Consider the following 20,666-nt stretch of genomic DNA (forward strand, 5'->3'; position numbering starts at 1 on the left):
TGCGCGTCCTTATCGCGGCGCCGCCGGGGTGTAACGGGCGAGCGCCGCGCGCTCGTTCATGACAATCTTTTGCAGTTCTGCCGGAGAGGTCACGCGTACCCGCATGCCGATTGCATTGAAGCGTCCCGCCAAGTCAGCGTCCGCGCCGATCGCTTGCAGGTCGACACCAATGCGTTCACGTAGTTCCGCCGCCATCCCGCGGGGCGCGAAAAAGCCGAGGAACGCTTCATACTCGAGCTCCGGAAAACCCGACTCGCGCGCCGTGGGAACGTCGGGCAAGAAGGGTGATCGTTGACTATTCGTGATCGCGATTATCTTGATCTTGCCGGTTTGCGCCATCGGCAACTGGGTCGCGAGGGCAGCAGCATAAAATTGGAGTAGATCCTGCGAGAGGTCCTGCATCGCCATGCTCACCTCTCGGTATGGGACACGCGGGAGATCGATGCCGGCGTTCTTCAAAAACCCCGGCACGAGATAGTCCAGACTGCCCGGAGTTCCGCTCCAATTGAACTGCCCCCGCTTGAGGCGTGCCTGAGCCACAAATTCGGACAACGAGCTTGTCGCCAGGGAAGTAGGCACCCCTATTGCTACGTAGACTTCAGCGGCAGCCGCAACCGGCAGCAGATCATCAGGATTGTACGGAAGGCTGCCCGCGTGCGCGAACAGGTTGCTCGTGAGCGGTCCCCCGTTCGTATAGAGGAGAGTATGACCATCGTTCGAGTTGAGCACCGCGGTCGCGGCGATGATGCCGTCGGCGCCTGGACGATTTTCGACGATGACGGGCTTTCCCCACCGCTCCGCGAGCTTTTCGGCGAACGGACGCGCCGTGACGTCGCCACCGCTGCCAGGCGGAAATGGCGTGATGATCTTCACGAGTTGGGTTGGCCACGACTGGGCGTTGCCCGGAAACGCGGTAAACGACAGAGCGATTGTTGTGAGCAGTCCCAAAGCCAAATGCGTGGTCCGCATGACGGAACCTCCTCGTCCCGATTGCCGGCACGGCGGTTTGTCGGGCTCAATGGACACTACGGAGCGATACCCTTAAGGTCCTTGTTTCAGGGTCTGAAGAGTTCTGAACAGGCATGGCGGTCAATCCGAAACCGGATCGAGACACTGTTCGATTTGGAAAGTTTGTGCTGGATCTTGTCGAGCGGCGGCTGACCTTTTCGGGACAGCCCGTCAAGCTCCCAAGCCGGGCGCTCGATATCCTCTGCGAATTGGCTTCGTTGCCAGGCGAGGTCGTGAGCAAGGATCGCCTGATGGAAACAATCTGGACGGGCCGCGTGGTGGAGGAGAACGTGATCCAGGTGCACGTGTCCGCCTTGCGCAAGGCACTTGAACTCGGAAGTGACGGTCAGAGCTACGTCGTTACCGTTCCGGGACGAGGCTATCGCCTCGTGGGAGTCAAGAATGGTCCAGACATGCTGGCGTATTTGGGCTCCGGAGACATCCCGGCGCGCGGGACCACGGTCGCCGTGCTGCGGTTCGCCAATCTCAGTGGGGATTCCAGCCAGGACTACTTCGCCGACGGTATCGTTGAGGACATCATCACGGGACTGTCCCGTATCACTGGTCTATCGGTGGTCGGCAGCACGTCGAGCTTGCTGTTCGAAGCCGGTTCCGGCGACCTGGCGAGTGTTGGGCGGAAGCTGGGGTGCCGCTATCTCGTGCAGGGGAGCGTGCGTAAGACCGACAATCGCATAAGGATCACGGCGAGGCTGGTCGAGTCCGACACGGGTGTCGCATTGTGGGCCGAACGGTACGATCGCCGGTTTGACGATATTTTCGAAGTTCAGGACGCCATTGCGATGAGCCTGATCGGGGCACTTGAACCGAATCTGCGCAAGGTCGAAATCAGCCGCGTCCGACGGGAGCGTCCCAACAGTCTCGATGCTTATGATCTTGTCTTGCGGGCGATCTCATCGATGCGCACGACCATGCCGACGGGCGCTGGGGAAGCTATTCCGCTTTTGCAGAAGGCATTGGAGCTGGAGCCCGATTATTCGGCTGCTCAGGCACAGCTGGCGCGATGCTTTCAGATCAGATTCAGCCGCGGTGGACTGAGCGAGGCCGATCGTGCCACCGCCGTCCGCTATGCTCGCGCTGCGACGAGAAGTGATGACGCGACCGCGCTCGGTGCTGCCGGTCTGGTGATCTGGTTCGCTGACCCTGACTTCAGTGACGCGTTCGAGGTGTTTCGCCGGGCCCTGTCGATCAGTCCTTCAAATGTCGTTGCCTTGGGGAACGGTGCATTCGCGCACGCGTTCATGGGCGACCGCCAAAGTGCGCTTGAACTGGCGCAACACGCCCTCGAAGTAAGTCCTTTCGATACACTGATTGCTCATATGGCGATCGCGGTGACTGCGCTTTATGCCAATCGGTTTGATGAAGCTCTGAAGGCAGCGGCTCGCGCAGTCGAAGCCAATCCTTCATTCAGCGTGCCGCACGTCCTTCAGACGATCGCCCTAATCCGGCTTGGTCGAATCGAAGAGGCGAAATCGGCCGCCGAACGTGTCTTGAACCTAGACCCGACGTTCACGATGCCAGTATGGTCAGTCACCGTGCGGAAAAACCCTGCCGTTTTCGATCCAATGGCACAGGCATGGAGCGAGCTCGCTACTTGCAGTTAATGTCTGCGCATGCCAAGTGCGATCCTCGAGCCCCACGATCCGAGCGTCCATCCACGATGTTCCGGCATTAAATCCGAATTTTCGTTTGAGGAAGGCGAAGCAGGGCTTCCGTGTGCCGTCGTTGTGGCCGCCGCCGACCTTCTGCAGATCGCACGTTGCGCTGTTGGCCTAAGCCGGAGGAAGTGCGGCTGTTGTGGGACACCGCAATTTGCGAGGGTTTGCCGCCTTCGCAGCGCAAGCGCGCGCGGCTGACGATTAATCAACTCATCGCTATCATCGATGGTCTGTTCGCGGGCTTCCGTGCGCTGATCGAGCGAATTGACTCAAATGGGCGACTCACTGTCTACGTCGAGGACGGAAAGCGCGTCGTCAAGGTAAGCGGTTCGACTGAGACGCAGATCGAGTTGATCGTCTAATTTGCGGTGCGGTGCGTTCGCGGCAGCTCGGCTAAAAGCGCAGAGCCTGATTCAGGTGGCTGCGCGCAGCGTGCCCCGACAATGCCCGGCCTTTCGTCGGGTTTGTCGTTGTGTGGTTGCTCCTCCCTAGCTCTCGAATAGCGTACTCGCCACCTCTCGCAGAAACCAATTTAGGAGTATGGTCACGAGGTAGAGGCCCGCTGCGACCCAGTAGACCGCCAGTTCGTGCACGTCGAAAAACAAGACTGCCCACCAAGTGGCATAAACGGCGACAAGCGACGAAAAGAAGCTATTCCAAGCTACCCTGACCGCCGAAGCCTGCGCGCTTACCCATTGTGCTGATACAACCAAGAGCACAAAGATGGCGACGAGCAGTAGTAGCAGGAGCAGCCTCACGGTCGATCTCAGGTCGCCCAACGGTAAATCTATCGCTGGAGACGAATGGATGATGAATGCAATGAGGCTTCCTTGGCAGGCGAAGTTGGCCGCCGATACAATCGTCCAAATGGCTACAGTCGCCCAGCGCCCAGGCCGATACTTACTCTCGTTGACTATGGCGAGATCAGAGGTCGGCAATGATGGAAGCCGCCGATCAGGAATTGAGTTCGGAGTAGTGGTGGCTTCGATGTAGAAGGCTGCGTCCTCGTCGCGCTGCCGGTCATCAGGTTCGGCGTGTGGAGCAACTGCGGAAGGAGGGTCCTGCTCGACGACGATTTCCGTTGGTGACGCTTCCATCTCGAAAGTCGAAGTTGCCAAAGCCCTCAATTCTCTAACGAGTCTGTTCAAATCGGGGTGGAAGGTCGAATGCCGAAGCTCCAACCCGTGCCTGAGCGATAACTCCTGAAGGTCTGCCGGTAGGGTCTCGGCTTTTGCGATTCTGGTTCCGTCGATCAAAATTGGAATAACCGGAATATCGCGCTTTAGGGCAGCACCGATCTCAATTCGCACAAAGTCATTGGGATCGTCTATTCGTCTCCGGCCCTCATCGTCTCGAAGTTCAAGCCATCTGGGACCGATTACCGCAAGCAAGACGTCACAGCTGGATACTTCGGAACTTAAAAATTTAGCGAAATTTACCCCTAAGGGAATATTGTCGACGTCGAGGCACAAGTTGTCCCGGCCGAATTCGGCTGCGAGCCGATCACCCATTCGACCAGTCTGTCCGGACGTGTCTTCGCGGCGGTAGCTGACGAATATCTTTAGCGCCACAGTCCGCCCTCCGGGTTGTAGCCGCCCAAGACTACGCACGCCAGAAATGGCTGTCCATGCTCCGTAATGGACGCTGCGATCGATCTGGCTTTTGCAGCGCTTGCTCACACTCCCTGCAAGGCCTGGTACAAGATAGCTCGCTGGCGGACGCTGTGCTTGCGCATCTTCCTTCGCGATCTCTACACCTGCCAGCGCAAGGGGTGCGGCAAGATCGAGGGTGATATGTCGGTCTTGGTGTGTGACCACATCAGGCCACATCGCGGCAACGAGACGCTGTTCTGGGACGAGAGCAACCTCCGGATGCGCTGCAAGGCCTGTCACGACAGCAACAAGCAGCGCGAGAAGCAGCAGTCATTGGCGACGTGCGGCGTCTGGCACTGACATCCGCAAGGGGTGGGGGTGGTGAAATCCTCTCGAACTCCTCGCGCCGCGGACCGGTCCTACTCTCACTCAGGGATTTTTTCCGAACCGATCGGATTTTGCGCCGCGCTCTCAACGGGACAGCAGCTGCTCCTTCGAAACCGATTGATATCTGAATCGCTTATGAAGGGTCGGGAGCCGATAGCCGGGGCGTCATTGCTGCGAAGCGGTGTTTATTTTCAGATGACGAGACGCAGCAATTTGCGGCAATTCAGTCAGGAATGCTTACGCAATAACATTGGCCGCAGTTGTCGCTATCGGAGCCTCCATTGCCTGAAATTTCCGAACCCGACCAGCCGCGTTGGCGTTCCGAAAGTTGCGAGCTGCAACAAATTACACGCCTCGTGAACTGAAAACATTTGACGCGCCGGATTTTCTCTGCGCTTACATCACCACGTTCGTCGTAGGTGAAATTGCCTGCACTCTTTAGGACCGTCATGCGCAACGCACACACGCACATTGCAGAGACTGCCGCCCGCGTCCGGCCGCTTATTCAGCGGGCCGATTGGTCGTGCGTGTCCGTGATGACACGGAGCGTGAATTTTCAGCTCGAAGCGAAGCTGATCCGCAAAGCAAGAGTGTAATCGTCGGCGCCGGGCTACTCCCTCCGCCGAAACGGCAGGAGGGCAAGATGAACGCCCGCAACGACCTCAAGAAACTATCCGATCCAAGGTTGGACGCGAGGCTTGTGTTGGCGGCGGCCCAGCTGCGATTTGCCGCGCGGGTGGATTTTCTCGTGGCTCGCTGGCTCGAGCGTTGCGCGACGAACGCCGAGGCCGCGCAACAGTTGCTCAAAACCGTTCAGAAGCCGCCTGCAAATTCGGGATGAGCCAGAGCCCCTGGCATTTCGTCTCCACGTTGGGATGGGACGCCATGATGGGTCTGCGATGTCGTAGAGGTCCGTTCGATGTTCAATTTTGCTTTCGAGAATGCGAACAGGATGCCCAAGTGGGCGGCCGATTCCTTGGGGGCTCGAGACTCAAGGTCCGGCAGTCGAACGGACCCGCGCCAAGGCCCACAATCCGATGACGACGATAGAGGTCAATCCGGGCACGGTTGTCCGGCTGCGCCCCACATGGCCACATCCTTGACGTGATCCTCAAACGTCCCCGGCGGCGTCGTACGACCCGCCCCAGGCGCCCATCCGCGCGGGATGAAGCCGTTCAGCGATGCATCGTGCCTGAGATGCTCGAGCAAACCAACGGCGTCGCGACCGCCGTTGCGCTTGGGGTCCTTTAGTTGCGCGCAAATCTCGGCGCCACTCTTGCCGAACCAGATGAATTCGACGGGTGCGAGTTGCCAGTCGATGCCGGCACGTGGCGGCGACGGTGCCGGCTCGTTAGCCTGCGTCGATGTCATGTGACAGGTCGAGCAGGCGATCTTCTCGGCGCCGATGCGACTGTCGCCCCCGTGGATGTTCATGCCATGGACGCGAGGCTTGGATTCACCTGCTGGCGTCCAGATCGGAATGGCCTTGGCATCGACGTGACAATTCGCACATCGCGGATGTGTCACAACAGCCTCAATGCGTTTCCAGGCCTCCAACCCTTCGGTGCGGCTGACGCTGCCAGGCGGCAAGACATCCTTGTTGGCTTCGTCCTTGGCCGCAACAATCCCGGTCAGGACGGCAGTTGTCGAAGCGGCAAGAGCGAGCATGATCAGAGACCTCTTCATGGCCCGCCTCACACGAAATCGATGAACTTGTTGAAGGGCATTTCGCGGATGCGCTGCCCGGTCGCTGCGAAGATCGCGTTCGCGAGCGCAGGAGCGGCCGGCGGAACCGGCGGCTCTCCGACGCCCCTCACTTTAGGATCGTTCTCAAGTCCGCGCACTTCGATTACAGGACATTGGTAAATCCGCATCGCTTCGTGGTGATTGTAATTGGTCTGCTGCACTGCGCCCTTCGCGTACGTGAGCTCGCAATTGATTGCGTGGCCGAGCCCCCAGATAACGCCGCCTTGCACCTGATTCTCGAAATTGACGGGATCGACGACCTTGCCGACATCGACGGCGACCCAGACCTTGTCGATCCTGATGCCCCTGTCCGTCTTCGTCACTTCGACTACTTCCGCAGTCGGCGTGCCGAAAGCCTCGACAAACGCGACGCCGCGGCCTCGGCCGTTCCCGAGCGGTCCCTTCCATTCCGACATCTCCGCGACCGTCTCCAGCACCTTCCGGTAGGTCGGCACATTGCACATCGCGATGCGCGCCTTCATGGGATCGAGGCCCGCGGCGTGGATCAGCTCGTCGATGAAGCTCTCGGTGAAGAAGCCCGCTGTTGAAGCACCGACCGATCGCCATGTGGTGCTCGGCGACAATCCTTGCGCCTCATAGCTCGTGCCACGGAAGTTGGGGATGTCGTAATATACGTTCCACAGACCCGCGGCCAACTGCCCGTCGGGATCCTTCGATGGGATGCCCGAGCGCTCGAGCAGTCCCTTGAGCGGAGTCGTCGAGGCCAGTTGCAGATCGACGGCAACAATCTTGCCGTTGTCAACGCTGCCCCTGTGCCTGGCGATTGCAATCTGCCGCGGAATGTCCTGGAGAAAATCCTCCTCGCGCGAGAAGACGAGTTTGATCGGCGTGCCGCGCATCTGGTTTGCGATCTCCGCTAGGACGCGAACGTTCTCATACTCGAGACGGTGCCCGAAGCTTCCGCCCGTCCATTGATTGTGGAAGGTGACCTGTTTCGGCTTCAGGCCGATCGCAGCCGCCGCGATATTCTGCACGAATTGCGGGCTCTGATGACCGACCCAGATCTCCATCCCCTTGTCGGTGACGTGTCCGATTCCGTTGAGAGGCTCAAGCGGTTGATGCGCCAGATAGGGTGCGCGATATTCGGCCTCGACGGGCGTGCCGGTCTTCAGCCCGGCCTCAATATCGCCGATCTTGCGCCACTCCTTGCCGAGGAATTCGGGCTTGAACGACGTTTCCAGCACTTTCCAATGGTCGGCCTGCTCGGAGGGGTATGCCGAGGGCGCCCATTCGCAATCGATCGCGGCGACCGCCTTCATCGCATACCAGCTGTTGGTGGCAACCACCGCAATGCCGTTCCTGATTTCGAGGATCTTCTTGACCCCCGGCATCGTGCGCGCCTTGCTTGCGTCATATGATTTCAGCGGCTGCCCCTTGTTGGGGTTCAGCTTGACGGAGGCATAAAGCATGCCGTCCATCCTCATATCGATGCCGAACTTTAGTTCGCCCATAACCTTCGAGCGAACATCGAGACGTGTCATGGGCTTGCCCAGCAACCGCCATTGTGACGGATCGCGCGGCTTTGCATCGAGCACGGGCGCTATCTTCGCGGCATCTGCCGCGAGTTCGAGATAGGCAATCTTCTTTCCGTCCGGCAGGACGACATGGCCGGATTGGGTCCGAAGGTCGGCGATGGCAACACCCGCACGCTTGGCTGCGGCGGCCTTCAGTGTCTCGCGCGCGACCGCGCCGGCGACCCGCAGCTTTTGGTAAGTGTCCGGAATCGTACTCGAGCCGCCAGTCATTTGCAGACCGGTTTTTCTGAGATACTCGAGCGTGGCAGCGCGCGCCTCTTCGGCGGCCGGGCTTTGGTCCGCGGCCACGAACGGCGCGAACTCGTCTGCAAAACCCGTGTTGAAGTAGGCGGGACTGGGGCCGGCGAACCGGATCTCGAACTGGCCGGGATCGAGGTCCATCTCTTCGGCGATCATGATCGGCTGCACTGAGCCAACGCCTTGGCCGATGTCGGCGTGTTGCGCGATAAGCGTGATTTTCTCCGGGCTAATTTCGACCCAAGGATTGAAGGTTACGGAGTTCGGCCCGAGATCGGCAGTCAATGGATTGTCGCTGGCAGTCGCGGTTTGCGCGGCTGCGGCGTAGGAGCCGAAAGCTACGCCGCCGGCTACGGCAGCCGAGCCGAAAACGAATGCGCGGCGCGAAAGATTCTGGCGGCCCATCTCACTTCTCCGCCATCTTCTTCGCGGCTGCCGCGTGGATTGCCGCCCGAATGCGCGGATAAGTTCCGCAACGGCATAGATTGCCGGACATCACCTCGTTGATATCCTCGTCAGTCGGCTCGGTGATCAGATCGAGAAGCGAGATGGCCTGCATGATCTGGCCGGTCTGACAGTAGCCGCACTGTGGAACCTGATGTTCGATCCAAGCCTGCAGAACTGGGTGTTGGTCTCGCTTTTCCAACCCTTCGAGGGTGACGACCGACTTGCCTGCAATCTCGCCAATATGCGCCTGACAGGATCGGACCGCCATTCCGTCAATCTGGACGGTGCAAGCGCCGCATTGCGCAACTCCGCAGCCGTACTTGGGGCTTGTGATCCCGAGTTCGTCGCGCAGTACCCACAGCAAAGGCATCTCGGGGACCACGTCGACTTGGTGCTTGGTCCCATTGATCGTGAGCTCGATCATGTTGTCCTCGCAAGTTGTAGCCTTGACTTACGGTCAGGCGAAAATAGGACGGTAACTGAGGCTTGCCACAGTGCCAAGCGTAGTGATTAGGCAGTCCTGCGCCATCGCGTCGCGCATCGGCAACTTGAGGCGCTGGACAAATTGTACACTCAGGGGAGACCGGTTGCGGACCGTGCAATGGGAGGCGTAACTTACCTCGCCGTTGGCTTCGGCCGTGAGGCCGCTCACCACTATGCTGAGCTTTCCCTTCGCGAGCCGGAGGCGAAGCTACTGCAAACTCTTACTCGCTCGAGTTCCCCTCGCGCGAACAATCTACCGAGGCTGTCGTTGGGTTATATCTGAACGGATCGCCGCACCATCCCTTCCCTGGCGCACCAATCGGCCTTTGGGCGCAGCCCGAGTGTCACTTACCGGATGGGAGGAGCAGCAACGTCGCAAGCCGCCATTCTTCATAACGGGGATGGTCGGTGGTGGGGGCCCATCCAGCGTCGGTGCGTCCGGAGGCGGCCGCCTGGCGGGCTTTTCATCATGGCGCCAGTCGCGCCTAGGAACTAGCGATCCCGCGCGGCGTTCTGTTAGGTTTTATGTCGCCAACCGGTTACCCTGTAAAATCATTTGACCAGAGACACATAATTGAGTGCTTTGAAACAGGACGCCGGACCAGACGCCCATCGACTGCTCCGGCAATTGCAAGCGCGCGAAGCGGAGCTGGCGCTCATCCACCGGATCGCCGGCGTCGGTGGCGTTGAGGTTGACCTCCGAGATGGCTTTCAGAATCGTAGGTCGCCCGAATATTTGAAGATCCACGGCTTGCCGCCGACGGCGACGAACGAGTCGCACCAGGATTGGGTGGCGCGAATTCATCCCGCGGATCGAACTCGCGCCGAAGGCCAATTTCTCGAAGCACTGGCTGGTCGGGCCTCGGATTACTCGGCCGAGTATCGCATCGTCCGGCCCAGCGACGGCCAGACACGCTGGGTCCGCGTCGCGGCTCAAATCGACCGTGACGCGACCGGTCGACCGCTCCGCTTGATCGGCGCGCATTTCGACGTGACTGACGCTAAATTTGCAGAACAGGCTCTGCGAGAGAGCGAGGAGCGGTTTCGAACCATAGCCAACAGCGCTCCGATTCCGATGTGGGTCACCAAACTCGATGGCGAACGCTCATTCGTCAATCAGGCGTATACGGAATTCTTTGAGTTAACCTACGAGGAGGCGTTGAGATTCGATTGGCGCTCTCGGGTGCACCCAGAAGATGCTGCGCGGATCCTGAAGGCTGAGCAGCTTAGAACACTTGTGCCGGCGAACCCTGTCTTATCTAGGAACCGGTTCGCGATCGAAATCAGAATCCTGCGAGCTGGTACGGATTGGAGATGGATCAAGGCGGTTTCTCAGCCCAGGTACGATGAACGCGGTCAGCATGTCGGCTTTATCGGCGTGGCACACGACATCACCTCAGAAAAGCAAGCCGAAATTGAGCTTCGCGCGTCCGAGGAGCGATTTCGACTTATGCTCGACAGCGCGCCGGTGATGATCTGGATGAGCGATTCCGATGGAAGGTGTGTCCATCTCAACCAGATGCTGCGAGAATTCTGGCATGTTTCCGACCAGGAAGCGCAAGGATTTGATTGGAGCAATACACTGCACCCAGAGGATCGTCCCAACGTGGTCGGCAGAGTTTCCCTTGCTCTCGAAGAACGTAGCGGGTTCGCTCTGAAGGCGCGTTACCTTGATGCGAGCGGCCACTATCGCATACTCGATACGAGCGCTCATCCACGGTTCTCGGCCTCGGGCGAATTCGTTGGGATGATTGGAGCAAACGTCGATGTTACCGAGCGCGATGAGGCGGAGAGAGCGCGCGAGCTACTGGTGGACGAGCTTAACCACCGCGTCAAGAACACGCTTGCGATTGTTCAGGCCATCGCACACCAGACATTCAGAAATAACGCTGATCCGGTCGAAGCCCGGCATGCATTCGAGGGGAGGCTGATTGCGCTTGGGCGCGCGCATGATTTGCTTACGAAAGCGAACTGGGAAAACGCTTCGTTGGCCGATCTCACGGAAGCGACACTCGATGCCAGGGGAGTAAATGCGGATCGGATATCGCTCGATGGACCAAGGGTTCTGCTGACCCCTAAACAAGCAGTTTCGATTGCGATGGCGTTGCACGAGCTACGTACAAATGCAACGAAGTACGGAGCACTCTCCAACGAGGCGGGGCTTGTCCGAGTTGAATGGAACTGGACGAGTGATGCACGGCCACAGCTTCGCATTGTTTGGCGGGAAAGCGGCGGCCCCGCCGTCTCACGGCCGACGCGCCGAGGCTTTGGATCCACCCTGCTTGAACGGACACTGGCTCATGATCTTGATGGAGAGGTGAGCGTGCAGTTTGATCCTGGGGGACTGCTCTGTCGAATTGCCGTTCCTCTCGATGGTAGTCAGGATTAAGCGTCAGATGGGTTCCCGATCAAGCTAGTGGCGTCTGATTGTGAGTTCCTTGAACCGCTCCCGCTTGCTCATCGTGGTTGCGACGTTGGTTGGTTCTGATCGGCTTGCTGCAATCTCCCCGTTGCGCGTAGCTCATTGGCCGCGTTATTCCATAGCAACGCGTACGCGAACGGTGACCGCCGGAAATCTTTCCACGCCGGCGAGAGGCTCAGTGCTCGCGCGTCCCGGGGCGAGATGCTGTCAGCTACGACGATGCCTTGTGGTGGATTCAAACGGGAGCGTTGGCCATCCGGTTTTGGCTGGTTCCGCTAGCGACATTGCCCTCGCAACCACTCCGTGGGTTAAACAAGTCGAAGACCGGTGCATCTGACACTATCCACCGGATCAGGGCAGCCGAAGCCACCGACATCGTGTTCGGCTACGCCACCGTCACTATGTGCGTTCCCATGGGTCCGGCCCTTGGTGCGCCACGCGCGGGGACAATCGTTTTCAGGCTCAACCGTTGGTCTTCGATCGAGACGCTTGGTTGGTCGTGCTGAGACGCTTGGTTAGTCGTGCTATGCTCGCAATGGATGAACCCGCAGGTTGGCTTCAACGGCCCAAAGTTTGTGTTTTCCCTGGTCTATTCCTTGCCAGCCACGATTTTGCCTCTCAGTATCCGGCAAATTGCTCAGTGTCATGCAGTGATTCGCATGGGGCATTGAGATGCACGATCTAACACTCTGGAATGGGCTAACGCGCAGGGAACAGCGTATTGTCATTAGATTGTTCGGTGGCGGATCCACACACAGCGACAGCGTGATCGAAACGATCAACCTTACGCGGCTGGGCCTCATCTCAGAGAGTGGATTGACCTCTGCCGGCCTCGAGGTGTTCAAGGCTGCGTTCAAAGCGCAACGTGAATTGCGCAAATCGGGTTGATTGCTTTTTGCGCTTGAACCGCAGGTCCCAGCTGCGGTTGAGATCGCAGTGGATGTTTCGCAGCACTAAAATCAGGGTGTCTTTCTAGCTAACGACATTAAGATTTGCCTTCGGGCATCAATCCTCTCCAGCGACATATTCCGCTGTGCAGACATAGCTCTTCGAACAAGATGCACGGTCGCTGGCGCGAAACTTGCTTCGGTTCTAGCTTTGGATTTCGAGAGAAGCATGCTTACCGAATTTGATCAGAACACTATTGCGAACATGACCGCGGCGCTTGACTTCGTTTGCAAGAAGATCCCTGCCGACAAAGATAGCGACGAGCTGAGAAAGCAAATTGCCGACGGTCTTATTCTATGTGCTCGAAACGGTAGTCGCAGCCTGGCGGATCTAAAGGCCGCGGGACTACTGGTTCTAAGTTCGTATCTTCGGTCGCGGCACCGTCACGGCAAGCTGTTAGCTAACATCGCTGGCACGTTTGAATATCTTCTACGTCGAAAGGTGAGCTAGCGAGGAGAGACACCTAACGAGAGGTGCGGTGGGCCGATGTTGTGCGCCGAGCACATCCCTTCGATGCTAGACGAGAAAGCTGCACGCCGATCCTCCCGTTTCGAGGTCGGCTTTTGAAGGCCTGAATCTCGGCAAGCGAGCGCAGCTTGTCAGCGTAGGCGGGGCGTGACGCCGGTCTGAGTGGCGGCCTGCCTGCGCGACTGGTATAACTGAAGTACGGTCCGAGAGGTCTCCGGCTTGAGCCGAGAAAACGCGATCTTGAGATCGTCCAACCTGCTTGCAGCAATCCGTCCCTCCGGAGCGCCGAGAAACAGCAATGCCATGGCGGTATCCCACGAGAAATCGAGCGCGCTTGCAAGAATGAGTACCATTTCTCCTGTTTGGTCGTGTATGGCGCGTTCGGCGACGTTTACCGGCATCGAGCACAAGAGCGACAGAGCGATTGCAGCCTCGTCGCGCTTTTGTTGCTGCGCGTAAGCGCAGATCTGTGTCTCACTTAAGTTTCCCTGGCGATGTAATGATGAGACGGCCTTCTTTGCGGCGAAATACTGCGCAGATGCAGGTCCAAATGTTGCGTGTATCGAGCCGGTGACATCGGTGACTGAGGTTTTGATTTGGTCAGCTAGCTCCGGACGTTCGCTACCAAGCTTTTGTTTGACCTCGCCTGAAGCCTTTGCAATCAACTGCTGGAAGACGTGCCGCGGAATGTCGGTTCGTTGACCAAGGGTCTCAGCTAGAATGTAATCGCCCTCAGAGCGCTTGAGTAATGCCAGAAATCCTGATTCAGAAAATAGCGCCCCGCTATTTGCAGCAACGGAATGAACAACCTCTCGATTCCCTCGTGTCACGAGAACATCGGTGACGGCTTCACAAAGCGTCGCGCGCTTGGAAATAGCCAAAAGGTGGTCCTGGCTTTGCGTGCTCGCGCTTGTCACCAGCGCACGTACGTCGAGGCGATTCGAATGACGGAGAATTTGGCCTGCTACAGCTATCGACTTGTCTGACGCCAGCTTGTTGACGACATTGACTGGAGCGCTTTCGACTCGAGCTAATCGGTCCGCGAGCTGGGCTCGTGCCTTGATTTCAATCTCGCTTGCGAGACGCTCTATGATGGCTCCGAATAGCCAAATTTGATCGTCCGAATAGCGGCCGGCGATCAACAGATCGGTTGCATGCCATAAGGCTCTTTCGCGACTGTCCGGAGTGCCCTGCGAAATCGAGTCCTCGAGCTCATGCAGCAACGCCGGGGAATCGTCCATGGAAAAATCCGAAATCAAACGGGCAATATAAGCTTCAATGCAGTACCGACCGAAGGTATGCACTTCGTTAAAGATTGAGTCTCGGGCCGATTTTGCGGTGCGATGGCCGGTTAGCCAACGTAAGTCCTGCAAACATGCGCTGGGTGAGGAGGCGGTGGGGTGAGTGGCAATCGCGTCTAACCCGGGCGCCTGGCCGCATCGGCCAAAGGCCGACTTCTTCCATAAGGATATGCGGAAGGCGCGCCGCGCGATCAACGTTCGGCGTCGAAGAGAAGCGTCAACGTGGTCGCAGGAGGAACAAAAGCTCTCGACGTAACGGTTTACTTGTCTCTCGGGTGTCGTCGCGATTGTGCTCGAGTTTTCGCGTCTTTGGTGTCGAGGAGAGAGGAAGCCAGCGCGAGCAAGGCTTCTTGAACTCTCTTTTTGGCTGACCATATCCCAATACCCCACCAGAAATCGCCGGGAAGAAAGCCCTCCGTCAGACCCAGCGCTATTCGACAGCCCATTGCCCACGCCATCGACGCGCTGCGGTCCTGAAGGATTTTCTTACGGGGAATTGAAGTGTCTCGCGCAAATTCAAAATCAACCCAGCATGGCCGGTCTTGGACCTTCGGCCGTTGCCGGCGGCTGGCTGATTTCTGCGTTCGAGACAGGCGATCGGGCCGCGATCGCGGCGCACCACGGCATGGCATAAAATCACCCGGACTTTGGCAGGATATCACCTTGTCGGATGCACTCCGGATTCCGATGCTCGGAGCCTAGGAGAGGAGACACCCCGAGCCCTGAATTTCTGCGGCGCAACGCACGCAGATGGGCACGGCGATCAGCAAATGTCTCCGAGGAGGAACCGGATGCTGCAACTGTCGCCCGACCGCACGCGAAAAATCCTCGCCGATGCCGCGTTCAGGGAACTGGTCTCGGGACGCGCGCGGTTGCGATGGGGGTTGTCGATCCTGACTCTGCTCATGTTCTTCGGTTTCATCGCGCTGATTTCCACGGCGAAAGCCGCGCTCGGCGCCAGCTTCGCCGGGAGTGCGATGCCGGTTGGCTTCGCGATCGCGCTTCTCATGGTCGCCGCAATCATCGCGTTCACGGGCTTCTATGTTCAACGGTCGAACGCGCGCTTCGACGAACTTACGCGCCTCGTCAATCAGGAGTTCGGCCGATGATCGTCAGGTCGCTGTTGATCGCGCTTTGCGTCGCGTTTCCATTCACGGCCATGGCCCAGGGGACGACGGCGACGGGGGTGCGGGGGCCCGACTGGATCGCGATCGGGATGTTCCTCATGATCGTCGCCGTCACGCTCGTCATCACCTGGCGCTCGGCCGGCAGCACAGGATCGAAAGCAGGCTTCTATACCGCCGGACACGCGATCACCCCGGTGCAGAACGGTTTGGCGACCGCCGGCGATTTCCTGTCGGCGGCGGCCTTTCTCGGCATATCCGCGCTGGTCTACGCCAACGGCTTCGACGGCTTCATCTACGCACTCGGGTTTCTCACGGGATGGCCGATCGTGCTGTTCCTGATGTCGGAGCGAATGCGCAACCTCGGTAGCTACACCTTTGCCGATGCGGCCGCGTTTCGCCTGCAGCGGACGCCGGTTCGGCTGGTCGCCGCGACCGGAAGTCTCGTCGTCGTCCTGTTCTACCTGATCGCGCAGCTGATCGGTGCGGGCAAGGTGATTCAGCTGCTGTTCGGCATGAACTACATCTTCGCCGTGCTCGGCGTCGGCGTGCTGATGATCCTCTACGTGATCGTTGGGGGCATGCAGGCCACGACATGGGTGCAGATCACCAAGGCCGTGTTGCTGCTGTGTGGCGGAACACTGCTCGCTCTGGCCGCGTTGTGGCATTTCGACTTCAGCCTCGGACGGCTGCTCGCGGCCGCAAGCCAGGTCCATCCCAAAGGCGCCGCCATTCTCGTGCCCGGCGGCCTGTTTGCCGAACCGGTGTCCGCCATCTCGCTTGGCCTCGCGCTCGTGTTCGGCACCGCCGGCCTGCCGCACATCCTGATGCGGTTCTTCACGGTGAAGGACGCCGCGGCGGCCCGCAAATCCGTATTCTATGCGACGGCCTGCGTCGCCTATTTCTGCTGGATCATTCCGGTGCTGGGCTTTGCCGCCGCTGCAATCCTGATGACCGATCCCAGCTATTTCAACGTTGCGGCGTCCGGACAGTTCAACAAGATCGCCGATCTGATCGGCGGCCCGAACATGGCGTCGATCCATCTCGCCCACGCGATGGGTGGACCGCTGCTGCTCGGATTTATCTCGGCGGTCGCATTTGCGACCATTCTCGCCGTCGTGGCCGGCCTGACGCTCGCCGGCGCCTCGGCTGTCAGTCATGACATCTACGGCCAGGTGCTAGCCGGCGGCAAGGCATCGGAAGTGCGCGAGCTGCTGGTCTCGAAGATATCGGCTGTCGCCATCGGCGTCGTTGCGGTTCTGCTGGCCTATGCTTTCGAGAACCAGAACGTGGCTTTCATGGCGGGGCTTGCATTGTCGGTGGCCGCGAGCTGCAACTTTCCAGTGCTGGCAATGGCGATGTTCTGGCGTGGCACCACCACGCGCGGCGCCGTTGCCGGCGGCCTCGCTGGCCTCGTCGCATCAGTCGTCCTCGTCGTGCTCAGCAAGACGGTCTGGGTCGCCGTCTTCGGCTTTTCAACGGCGTTGTTCCCGTACGACAATCCCGCGCTGTTTTCGATGCCTCTGGCCTTCCTATTGGTCTGGCTGTTCTCGGTGACGGACCGGAGCGAACGCGCATCGTGCGAACGCGAAGCGTTTGCTGCGCAGTTCATCCAGTCAGAGATCGGAACAGCTTTGGCCAGCGAGCGACCAGCTCTCGCCGCCGCGGCCTCGTGACATCGAGGAGCCGGGCATGACCAACGCAGTTCAACTCGATGAGACCCACGACCCGGCGCGGAAGAGTTTCGTCGAAACGGCAAACGGCATCGCGACCGATTTCCCGATCCAGAATCTACCGCTCGGTGTCTTCGGCACCGCGGCCGATCCGCAGCCGCGGATCGGTACTGCCATCGGGGATCTCGTCCTTGACCTGAAGCGGGCGCTCGGTTCGGATGAGCGTCTTACGGCGCCGATCCGCCAGGCGCTGCAGCAGGATACGCTCAATGCGTTGTTCGCGCTCGGACCCATGGCGCTACGGGAGCTGCGCCGCCTCACCGCCGATCTGCTCGGCCAGGGCAGCGCGGCCAATGACACCAGATGCCGCGCGTCCGAGCTCCTGACGCCGATCGCGGATGCAACGCCGCATCTGCCGACACGGGTATCGAACTACACGGACTTCTACGCCGGCATCTATCACGCGAGGGCGGCGGGCGCGCTCCTTACTCCGGAAAATCCGCTTCCCGCCAACTACAAATGGGTCCCCATCGCCTATCACGGCCGGGCGTCGTCGGTGCAGGTCGGGCGCGGGATCGTGCGGCGGCCGCTCGGGCAGCATCCGCCGGCGGCGATTGGCGGCGCTCCGAGCTTTGGCCCGTGCGAACGGCTGGATTTCGAGCTCGAGATGGGTCTCTACGTCGCTGCCGGCAATCGCCTCGGCAATCCGGTCCCGATCTCCGAGGCATCGCAGCAGATCGTCGGCTATTCGCTGCTGAACGACTGGTCGGCGCGCGACATCCAGCGCTGGGAAATGTTCCCGCTTGGGCCGTTCCTCAGCAAGAGCTTTGCGACCTCGGTGTCACCCTGGGTCGTCACGTCGGACGCGTTGGCGCCGTTCCGCGTCGCGGCGCTGGCGCGCCCGGATGGCGATCCGCGGCCGCTCGATTACCTGTTCGACACGGCCGATCAATCGCACGGCGGCCTGGACATTCAGCTCGAGGTCCTGCTCTCGACCGCGCAGATGCGCGCCGCGAGCCAGCCCGCTGCGGCGATTCTCACATCCAACGCCAAGCACCTGTACTGGACGCCGGCGCAGATGGTCGCGCACCACAGCATCAACGGCTGCAATCTGCAGCCGGGCGACCTGATCGGCACCGGCACCATCTCGGGACCTAGTCCGGCGCAGCTCTCGAGCATGCTCGAGTTCACCGCCGCAGGAGCACGGCCGGCCGTGCTTCTAAACGGCGAGAGCCGCGGCTTTCTCGAGGATGGCGACGAAGTCACCTTCCGCGGCCGCTGCAGCCGGGAGGGTTTTGCGAGCATCGGGTTCGGATCATGCGTCGGCAGGATCGCGCCGGCGCATGCCGCGATTGCTGGAAGCGACCATACCTGATTGGCGGGAGGCCGATATGGAGTTTCAGTCGCCGCTCATCTACGCGCATCTGCAGGGCGCGGCGGTCGACCCGGAGGACGTCCGTTTCGGACAGCTTCTGACGCTGGCAGTCGGGTTGTCGCTGCTGCAGGTCACGCGTCTGGCGATGCTGCTGGCCGCTGCACTGTAGGGTGGCGGAAATCCGACGGCGAGCGGTTGGTCCATTTCTTGAACGCCTTGCGGAAGCTCGTCGCGTCGGCAAAGCCGACACGCTCGGCGACCTGGTCGATTGCCAGATGCGTATTCTCCAGCAGCTCCGTCGCAATCGATCGCCGCATCCCGTCGACGATCGACTGGAACGATTGCCCATCCTCCGCCAGTCTGCGGTGGAAGGTTCGCAACGACAGCCCGAGCTGCGATGCGATCTCCGGCGCGCCGGCAAATCGGTTGGGACTGTTGAGGCATGCAGCTCTGATCCGCCTGACCAGTTCGGATTCGCCGGGCCGTTCGGTCATAACGACGTCGCAGAGCTGCTGGCAGATCTTCGCGGTGATCGGGTTGGCATTGGGGCAAGGCAGATCGAGTACCTTGGCGTCGAAATGCCATTCCATGCGGTCGGCACCGAAGTCGATCGGGCAGTTGAACATCCGCTCATAGTTGCGCCAGTGCACGGGGGCCGGGAACGGAAAGATCATCCGTTTGCTGGGGAAGGGTGACTCGAGGATGCGGCTGAACACCGCGGTCATCGAGCTGCGCCAGAATTCCGCGGCAAATGGCAACAGCTCGCCGAGCGGATCGAGCCCGTGGCTGCGCAGGATCGCGGTTGTTCCGTGCTCGATCCGGAAGCTGATCTGCCGCACCGCCGGTCCGGCCATCGTGATGTGATCGAGCGAGAACATCAGCGCTTCGCCGAATGTCCGGCTCGACACCAGCGCATAGCCGTAGATTCCGTAATCACTGATGCGCTGCCGAGCGCCCGCGAGCAGCCCAATGTCGGATCGCTTCGCCAGCCGCATCGCGTTGCGGTAGATCGCCAGCCGTTGCCGGTGCGAGATGCGCGCATGGGGATCCTCGAGCTGGGAAGCGTCGAGACCGGTCCGTGCAAACAACTCCCGAACCGACACGCCCTGCGCCGCAAGCTCGGCGGCCAGTGCGGCCAGGCCCAGCAGGCTCTGCGTCGGCGCATCGGGATCGCTCGAGATCGGCATCACGATCTTGATCGACTTCATGGCGGTTCCTCTACGTCCGGCTGGCACAGATTGACAAGCCAGCGAACGGCTCTTCCGGCCGATTGGCAATTTTCGACATCATAATTGGCAGAGCTTGACGTTGTCACGCTTGTTATGACGCGCAACATTCAAAACATCAGAACAGCGGGACCTGCGCCAAGGCCGCCCGCAGTGAGGAAACGTCCGCCCGTCGTGATGCCGCGTCGACCGCGGCGCGGGCCTTTTGGATCGAACGAGGGAACCCCGATGGCGACAGTAAATTACGAGATGGACGGCAAGGTCGGCGTGGTCACGCTGGCGAAGCCGCCGCACAATTTGCTCGACGACCAGCTCATCAACGATGTGGTCGGCGCTTACCACGCAGTGGTCGCGGCCGGCTGCCGTGCCATCCTGTTGCGCAGTGCGATGCGGCACTTCTGCGCCGGCGCGGAGATGGCGTCGTGGGGAACCGGCACCAAGCTGCACACTGATCAGGCCGGTCTTGAAAAAGTCTGGCGCAGTCTGGAGGACGTGCCGGTTCCGACGGTTGCAGCCGTCAACGGCGGTGTGCTGGGCGGCGGTCTCGAGCTCGCGTTGACCTGCGACATGATCATCGCGGCGAACACCGCGTTCCTCGGCCAGGTCGAGGTCGCTGTCGGATTGCTGCCGTTGCTCGGTGGCACCCAGCGCATCGCGCAACGCGCCGGCATCGCGCGCGCCAAGGAGATCGCGATGCTCGGCCGCCGTCACACGCCCGAGGCGTTCGAACGCTGGGGCATCATCAACCTCGTCGTCCCGGAAGCGGAGCTGGCGGCATCATCGATGACCATGGCCCGGCAGCTTGCCGCCGGTCCGACCAAGGTCCTCGCGGGCGTCAAGATGCAGGCCAATCTGCAGGCGCGCGGCGGCGTCGCGGCTGCGGACGCACGGCAGGTCGAGATCAACGACATGATCTGGAAGGCCAAGGATCGCCAGCGCGGCGCCGATGCCTTCTTCGCGTCGGGCCCGGCCACGGCCGTCTTCGAGGGAGACTGAC

Annotated in this window: 18 protein-coding genes; 11 read left to right on the plus strand and 7 right to left on the minus strand. The window is 60.2% G+C overall.

The genetic code is table 11. The features are described 5' to 3' along the window. Positions 1-9: 9 nt before the first annotated feature. A complete protein-coding gene (locus ACE103_RS06475) occupies positions 10-969 on the minus strand; it encodes a Bug family tripartite tricarboxylate transporter substrate binding protein (RefSeq protein WP_375778763.1) in 960 nt (319 codons plus the stop codon). Between the two features lie 113 nt (positions 970-1,082). Here ACE103_RS06475 and ACE103_RS06480 point away from each other — a divergent pair, with 113 nt between their 5' ends. Both ACE103_RS06480 and ACE103_RS06485 read left to right on the plus strand, forming a co-directional pair. Beyond that, positions 1,083-2,630 (plus strand): winged helix-turn-helix domain-containing protein, encoded by a 1,548-nt coding sequence (locus ACE103_RS06480; protein ID WP_375778764.1) that lies wholly within the window; start codon positions 1,083-1,085, stop codon positions 2,628-2,630. A gap of 191 nt (positions 2,631-2,821) precedes the next feature. Next, positions 2,822-3,046 (plus strand): hypothetical protein, encoded by a 225-nt coding sequence (locus tag ACE103_RS06485; protein WP_375778765.1) that lies wholly within the window; start codon positions 2,822-2,824, stop codon positions 3,044-3,046. A 126-nt stretch (positions 3,047-3,172) separates the two neighbouring features. Here the strand turns inward: ACE103_RS06485 and ACE103_RS06490 are convergent, their stop codons facing one another. Further along, positions 3,173-4,195 (minus strand): hypothetical protein, encoded by a 1,023-nt coding sequence (locus tag ACE103_RS06490; RefSeq protein WP_375778766.1) that lies wholly within the window; start codon positions 4,193-4,195, stop codon positions 3,173-3,175. A 216-nt stretch (positions 4,196-4,411) separates the two neighbouring features. Here ACE103_RS06490 and ACE103_RS06495 point away from each other — a divergent pair, with 216 nt between their 5' ends. Together ACE103_RS06495 and ACE103_RS06500 are read left to right on the plus strand one after the other, a co-directional pair. Beyond that, positions 4,412-4,636: an HNH endonuclease gene (locus ACE103_RS06495; protein WP_375778767.1), complete on the plus strand. Its 225-nt coding sequence runs from the start codon at positions 4,412-4,414 to the stop codon at positions 4,634-4,636. A gap of 670 nt (positions 4,637-5,306) precedes the next feature. Beyond that, complete coding sequence (locus tag ACE103_RS06500) at positions 5,307-5,504, plus strand: hypothetical protein (protein WP_375778768.1); 198 nt, start codon at positions 5,307-5,309, stop codon at positions 5,502-5,504. A 212-nt stretch (positions 5,505-5,716) separates the two neighbouring features. On the opposite strand, the gene ACE103_RS06505 is transcribed toward ACE103_RS06500, so the two are convergent. The 3 genes from ACE103_RS06505 to ACE103_RS06515 are packed head-to-tail and all read right to left on the minus strand — an operon-like array spanning position 5,717 to position 9,073. Continuing rightward, on the minus strand, positions 5,717-6,331 hold the full coding sequence (locus ACE103_RS06505; protein ID WP_375778769.1) for a hypothetical protein: 615 nt from the start codon (positions 6,329-6,331) through the stop codon (positions 5,717-5,719). 26 nt (positions 6,332-6,357) lie between these two features. After that, entirely contained in the window at positions 6,358-8,607 is a 2,250-nt protein-coding gene (locus ACE103_RS06510; RefSeq protein WP_375778770.1) for a xanthine dehydrogenase family protein molybdopterin-binding subunit, read from the minus strand. 1 nt (position 8,608) lies between these two features. Then, a complete protein-coding gene (locus ACE103_RS06515; protein WP_375778771.1) occupies positions 8,609-9,073 on the minus strand; it encodes a (2Fe-2S)-binding protein in 465 nt (154 codons plus the stop codon). A gap of 633 nt (positions 9,074-9,706) precedes the next feature. On the opposite strand from ACE103_RS06515, the gene ACE103_RS06520 reads away from it, so the two are divergent. Both ACE103_RS06520 and ACE103_RS06525 read left to right on the plus strand, forming a co-directional pair. Further along, positions 9,707-11,521, plus strand: a complete 1,815-nt coding sequence (locus ACE103_RS06520) for a PAS domain S-box protein (RefSeq protein ID WP_375778772.1) — start codon at positions 9,707-9,709, stop codon at positions 11,519-11,521. Positions 11,522-12,670: 1,149 nt separating this feature from the next. Then, positions 12,671-12,952 carry a hypothetical protein gene (locus tag ACE103_RS06525; protein WP_375778773.1) on the plus strand — a complete coding sequence of 94 codons (282 nt, stop codon included), beginning with the start codon at positions 12,671-12,673 and terminating at the stop codon, positions 12,950-12,952. 149 nt (positions 12,953-13,101) lie between these two features. Here the strand turns inward: ACE103_RS06525 and ACE103_RS06530 are convergent, their stop codons facing one another. Next, complete coding sequence (locus ACE103_RS06530) at positions 13,102-14,211, minus strand: DUF2336 domain-containing protein (protein WP_375778774.1); 1,110 nt, start codon at positions 14,209-14,211, stop codon at positions 13,102-13,104. Positions 14,212-15,062: 851 nt separating this feature from the next. Here ACE103_RS06530 and ACE103_RS06535 point away from each other — a divergent pair. The 4 genes from ACE103_RS06535 to ACE103_RS06550 are packed head-to-tail and all read left to right on the plus strand — an operon-like array spanning position 15,063 to position 18,612. After that, positions 15,063-15,380 (plus strand): DUF485 domain-containing protein, encoded by a 318-nt coding sequence (locus ACE103_RS06535; protein WP_375778775.1) that lies wholly within the window; start codon positions 15,063-15,065, stop codon positions 15,378-15,380. After that, a complete protein-coding gene (gene actP / locus ACE103_RS06540) occupies positions 15,377-17,071 on the plus strand; it encodes a cation/acetate symporter ActP (protein WP_375778776.1) in 1,695 nt (564 codons plus the stop codon). The genes ACE103_RS06535 and actP overlap by 4 nt, the downstream gene beginning before the upstream one ends. A gap of 16 nt (positions 17,072-17,087) precedes the next feature. Continuing rightward, positions 17,088-18,443 carry a fumarylacetoacetase gene (gene fahA, locus ACE103_RS06545; protein WP_375778777.1) on the plus strand — a complete coding sequence of 452 codons (1,356 nt, stop codon included), beginning with the start codon at positions 17,088-17,090 and terminating at the stop codon, positions 18,441-18,443. 16 nt (positions 18,444-18,459) lie between these two features. Then, on the plus strand, positions 18,460-18,612 hold the full coding sequence (locus ACE103_RS06550) for a hypothetical protein (RefSeq protein ID WP_223969780.1): 153 nt from the start codon (positions 18,460-18,462) through the stop codon (positions 18,610-18,612). On the opposite strand, the gene ACE103_RS06555 is transcribed toward ACE103_RS06550, so the two are convergent. Beyond that, the gene (locus ACE103_RS06555; RefSeq protein ID WP_375778778.1) at positions 18,575-19,651 is read right to left on the minus strand and encodes an AraC family transcriptional regulator; all 1,077 of its coding nucleotides are present in this window, start codon (positions 19,649-19,651) and stop codon (positions 18,575-18,577) included. The two genes, ACE103_RS06550 and ACE103_RS06555, sit on opposite strands and share 38 nt — an antisense overlap. A 246-nt stretch (positions 19,652-19,897) precedes the next feature. On the opposite strand from ACE103_RS06555, the gene ACE103_RS06560 reads away from it, so the two are divergent. Next, positions 19,898-20,665, plus strand: coding sequence for an enoyl-CoA hydratase/isomerase family protein (locus tag ACE103_RS06560; protein ID WP_375778779.1), 768 nt, complete (start codon positions 19,898-19,900; stop codon positions 20,663-20,665). The last annotated feature ends 1 nt before the right edge of the window (position 20,666 follow it).

The organism is Bradyrhizobium sp. ma5 (assembly GCF_042258955.1).
Lineage (GTDB): Bacteria > Pseudomonadota > Alphaproteobacteria > Rhizobiales > Xanthobacteraceae > Bradyrhizobium.

Coding starts and splice junctions, on each gene's coding strand:
- ACE103_RS06475 (WP_375778763.1), bottom strand. CDS start 969: ATGCGGACCACGCATTTGGCTTTGGGACTGCTCACAACAATCGCTCTG.
- ACE103_RS06480 (WP_375778764.1), top strand. CDS start 1,083: ATGGCGGTCAATCCGAAACCGGATCGAGACACTGTTCGATTTGGAAAG.
- ACE103_RS06490 (WP_375778766.1), bottom strand. CDS start 4,195: ATGGGTGATCGGCTCGCAGCCGAATTCGGCCGGGACAACTTGTGCCTC.
- ACE103_RS06500 (WP_375778768.1), top strand. CDS start 5,307: ATGAACGCCCGCAACGACCTCAAGAAACTATCCGATCCAAGGTTGGAC.
- ACE103_RS06505 (WP_375778769.1), bottom strand. CDS start 6,331: ATGCTCGCTCTTGCCGCTTCGACAACTGCCGTCCTGACCGGGATTGTT.
- ACE103_RS06510 (WP_375778770.1), bottom strand. CDS start 8,607: ATGGGCCGCCAGAATCTTTCGCGCCGCGCATTCGTTTTCGGCTCGGCT.
- ACE103_RS06515 (WP_375778771.1), bottom strand. CDS start 9,073: ATGATCGAGCTCACGATCAATGGGACCAAGCACCAAGTCGACGTGGTC.
- ACE103_RS06525 (WP_375778773.1), top strand. CDS start 12,671: ATGCTTACCGAATTTGATCAGAACACTATTGCGAACATGACCGCGGCG.
- ACE103_RS06530 (WP_375778774.1), bottom strand. CDS start 14,211: ATGGACGATTCCCCGGCGTTGCTGCATGAGCTCGAGGACTCGATTTCG.
- ACE103_RS06535 (WP_375778775.1), top strand. CDS start 15,063: ATGCTGCAACTGTCGCCCGACCGCACGCGAAAAATCCTCGCCGATGCC.
- actP (WP_375778776.1), top strand. CDS start 15,377: ATGATCGTCAGGTCGCTGTTGATCGCGCTTTGCGTCGCGTTTCCATTC.
- fahA (WP_375778777.1), top strand. CDS start 17,088: ATGACCAACGCAGTTCAACTCGATGAGACCCACGACCCGGCGCGGAAG.
- ACE103_RS06550 (WP_223969780.1), top strand. CDS start 18,460: ATGGAGTTTCAGTCGCCGCTCATCTACGCGCATCTGCAGGGCGCGGCG.
- ACE103_RS06555 (WP_375778778.1), bottom strand. CDS start 19,651: ATGAAGTCGATCAAGATCGTGATGCCGATCTCGAGCGATCCCGATGCG.
- ACE103_RS06560 (WP_375778779.1), top strand. CDS start 19,898: ATGGCGACAGTAAATTACGAGATGGACGGCAAGGTCGGCGTGGTCACG.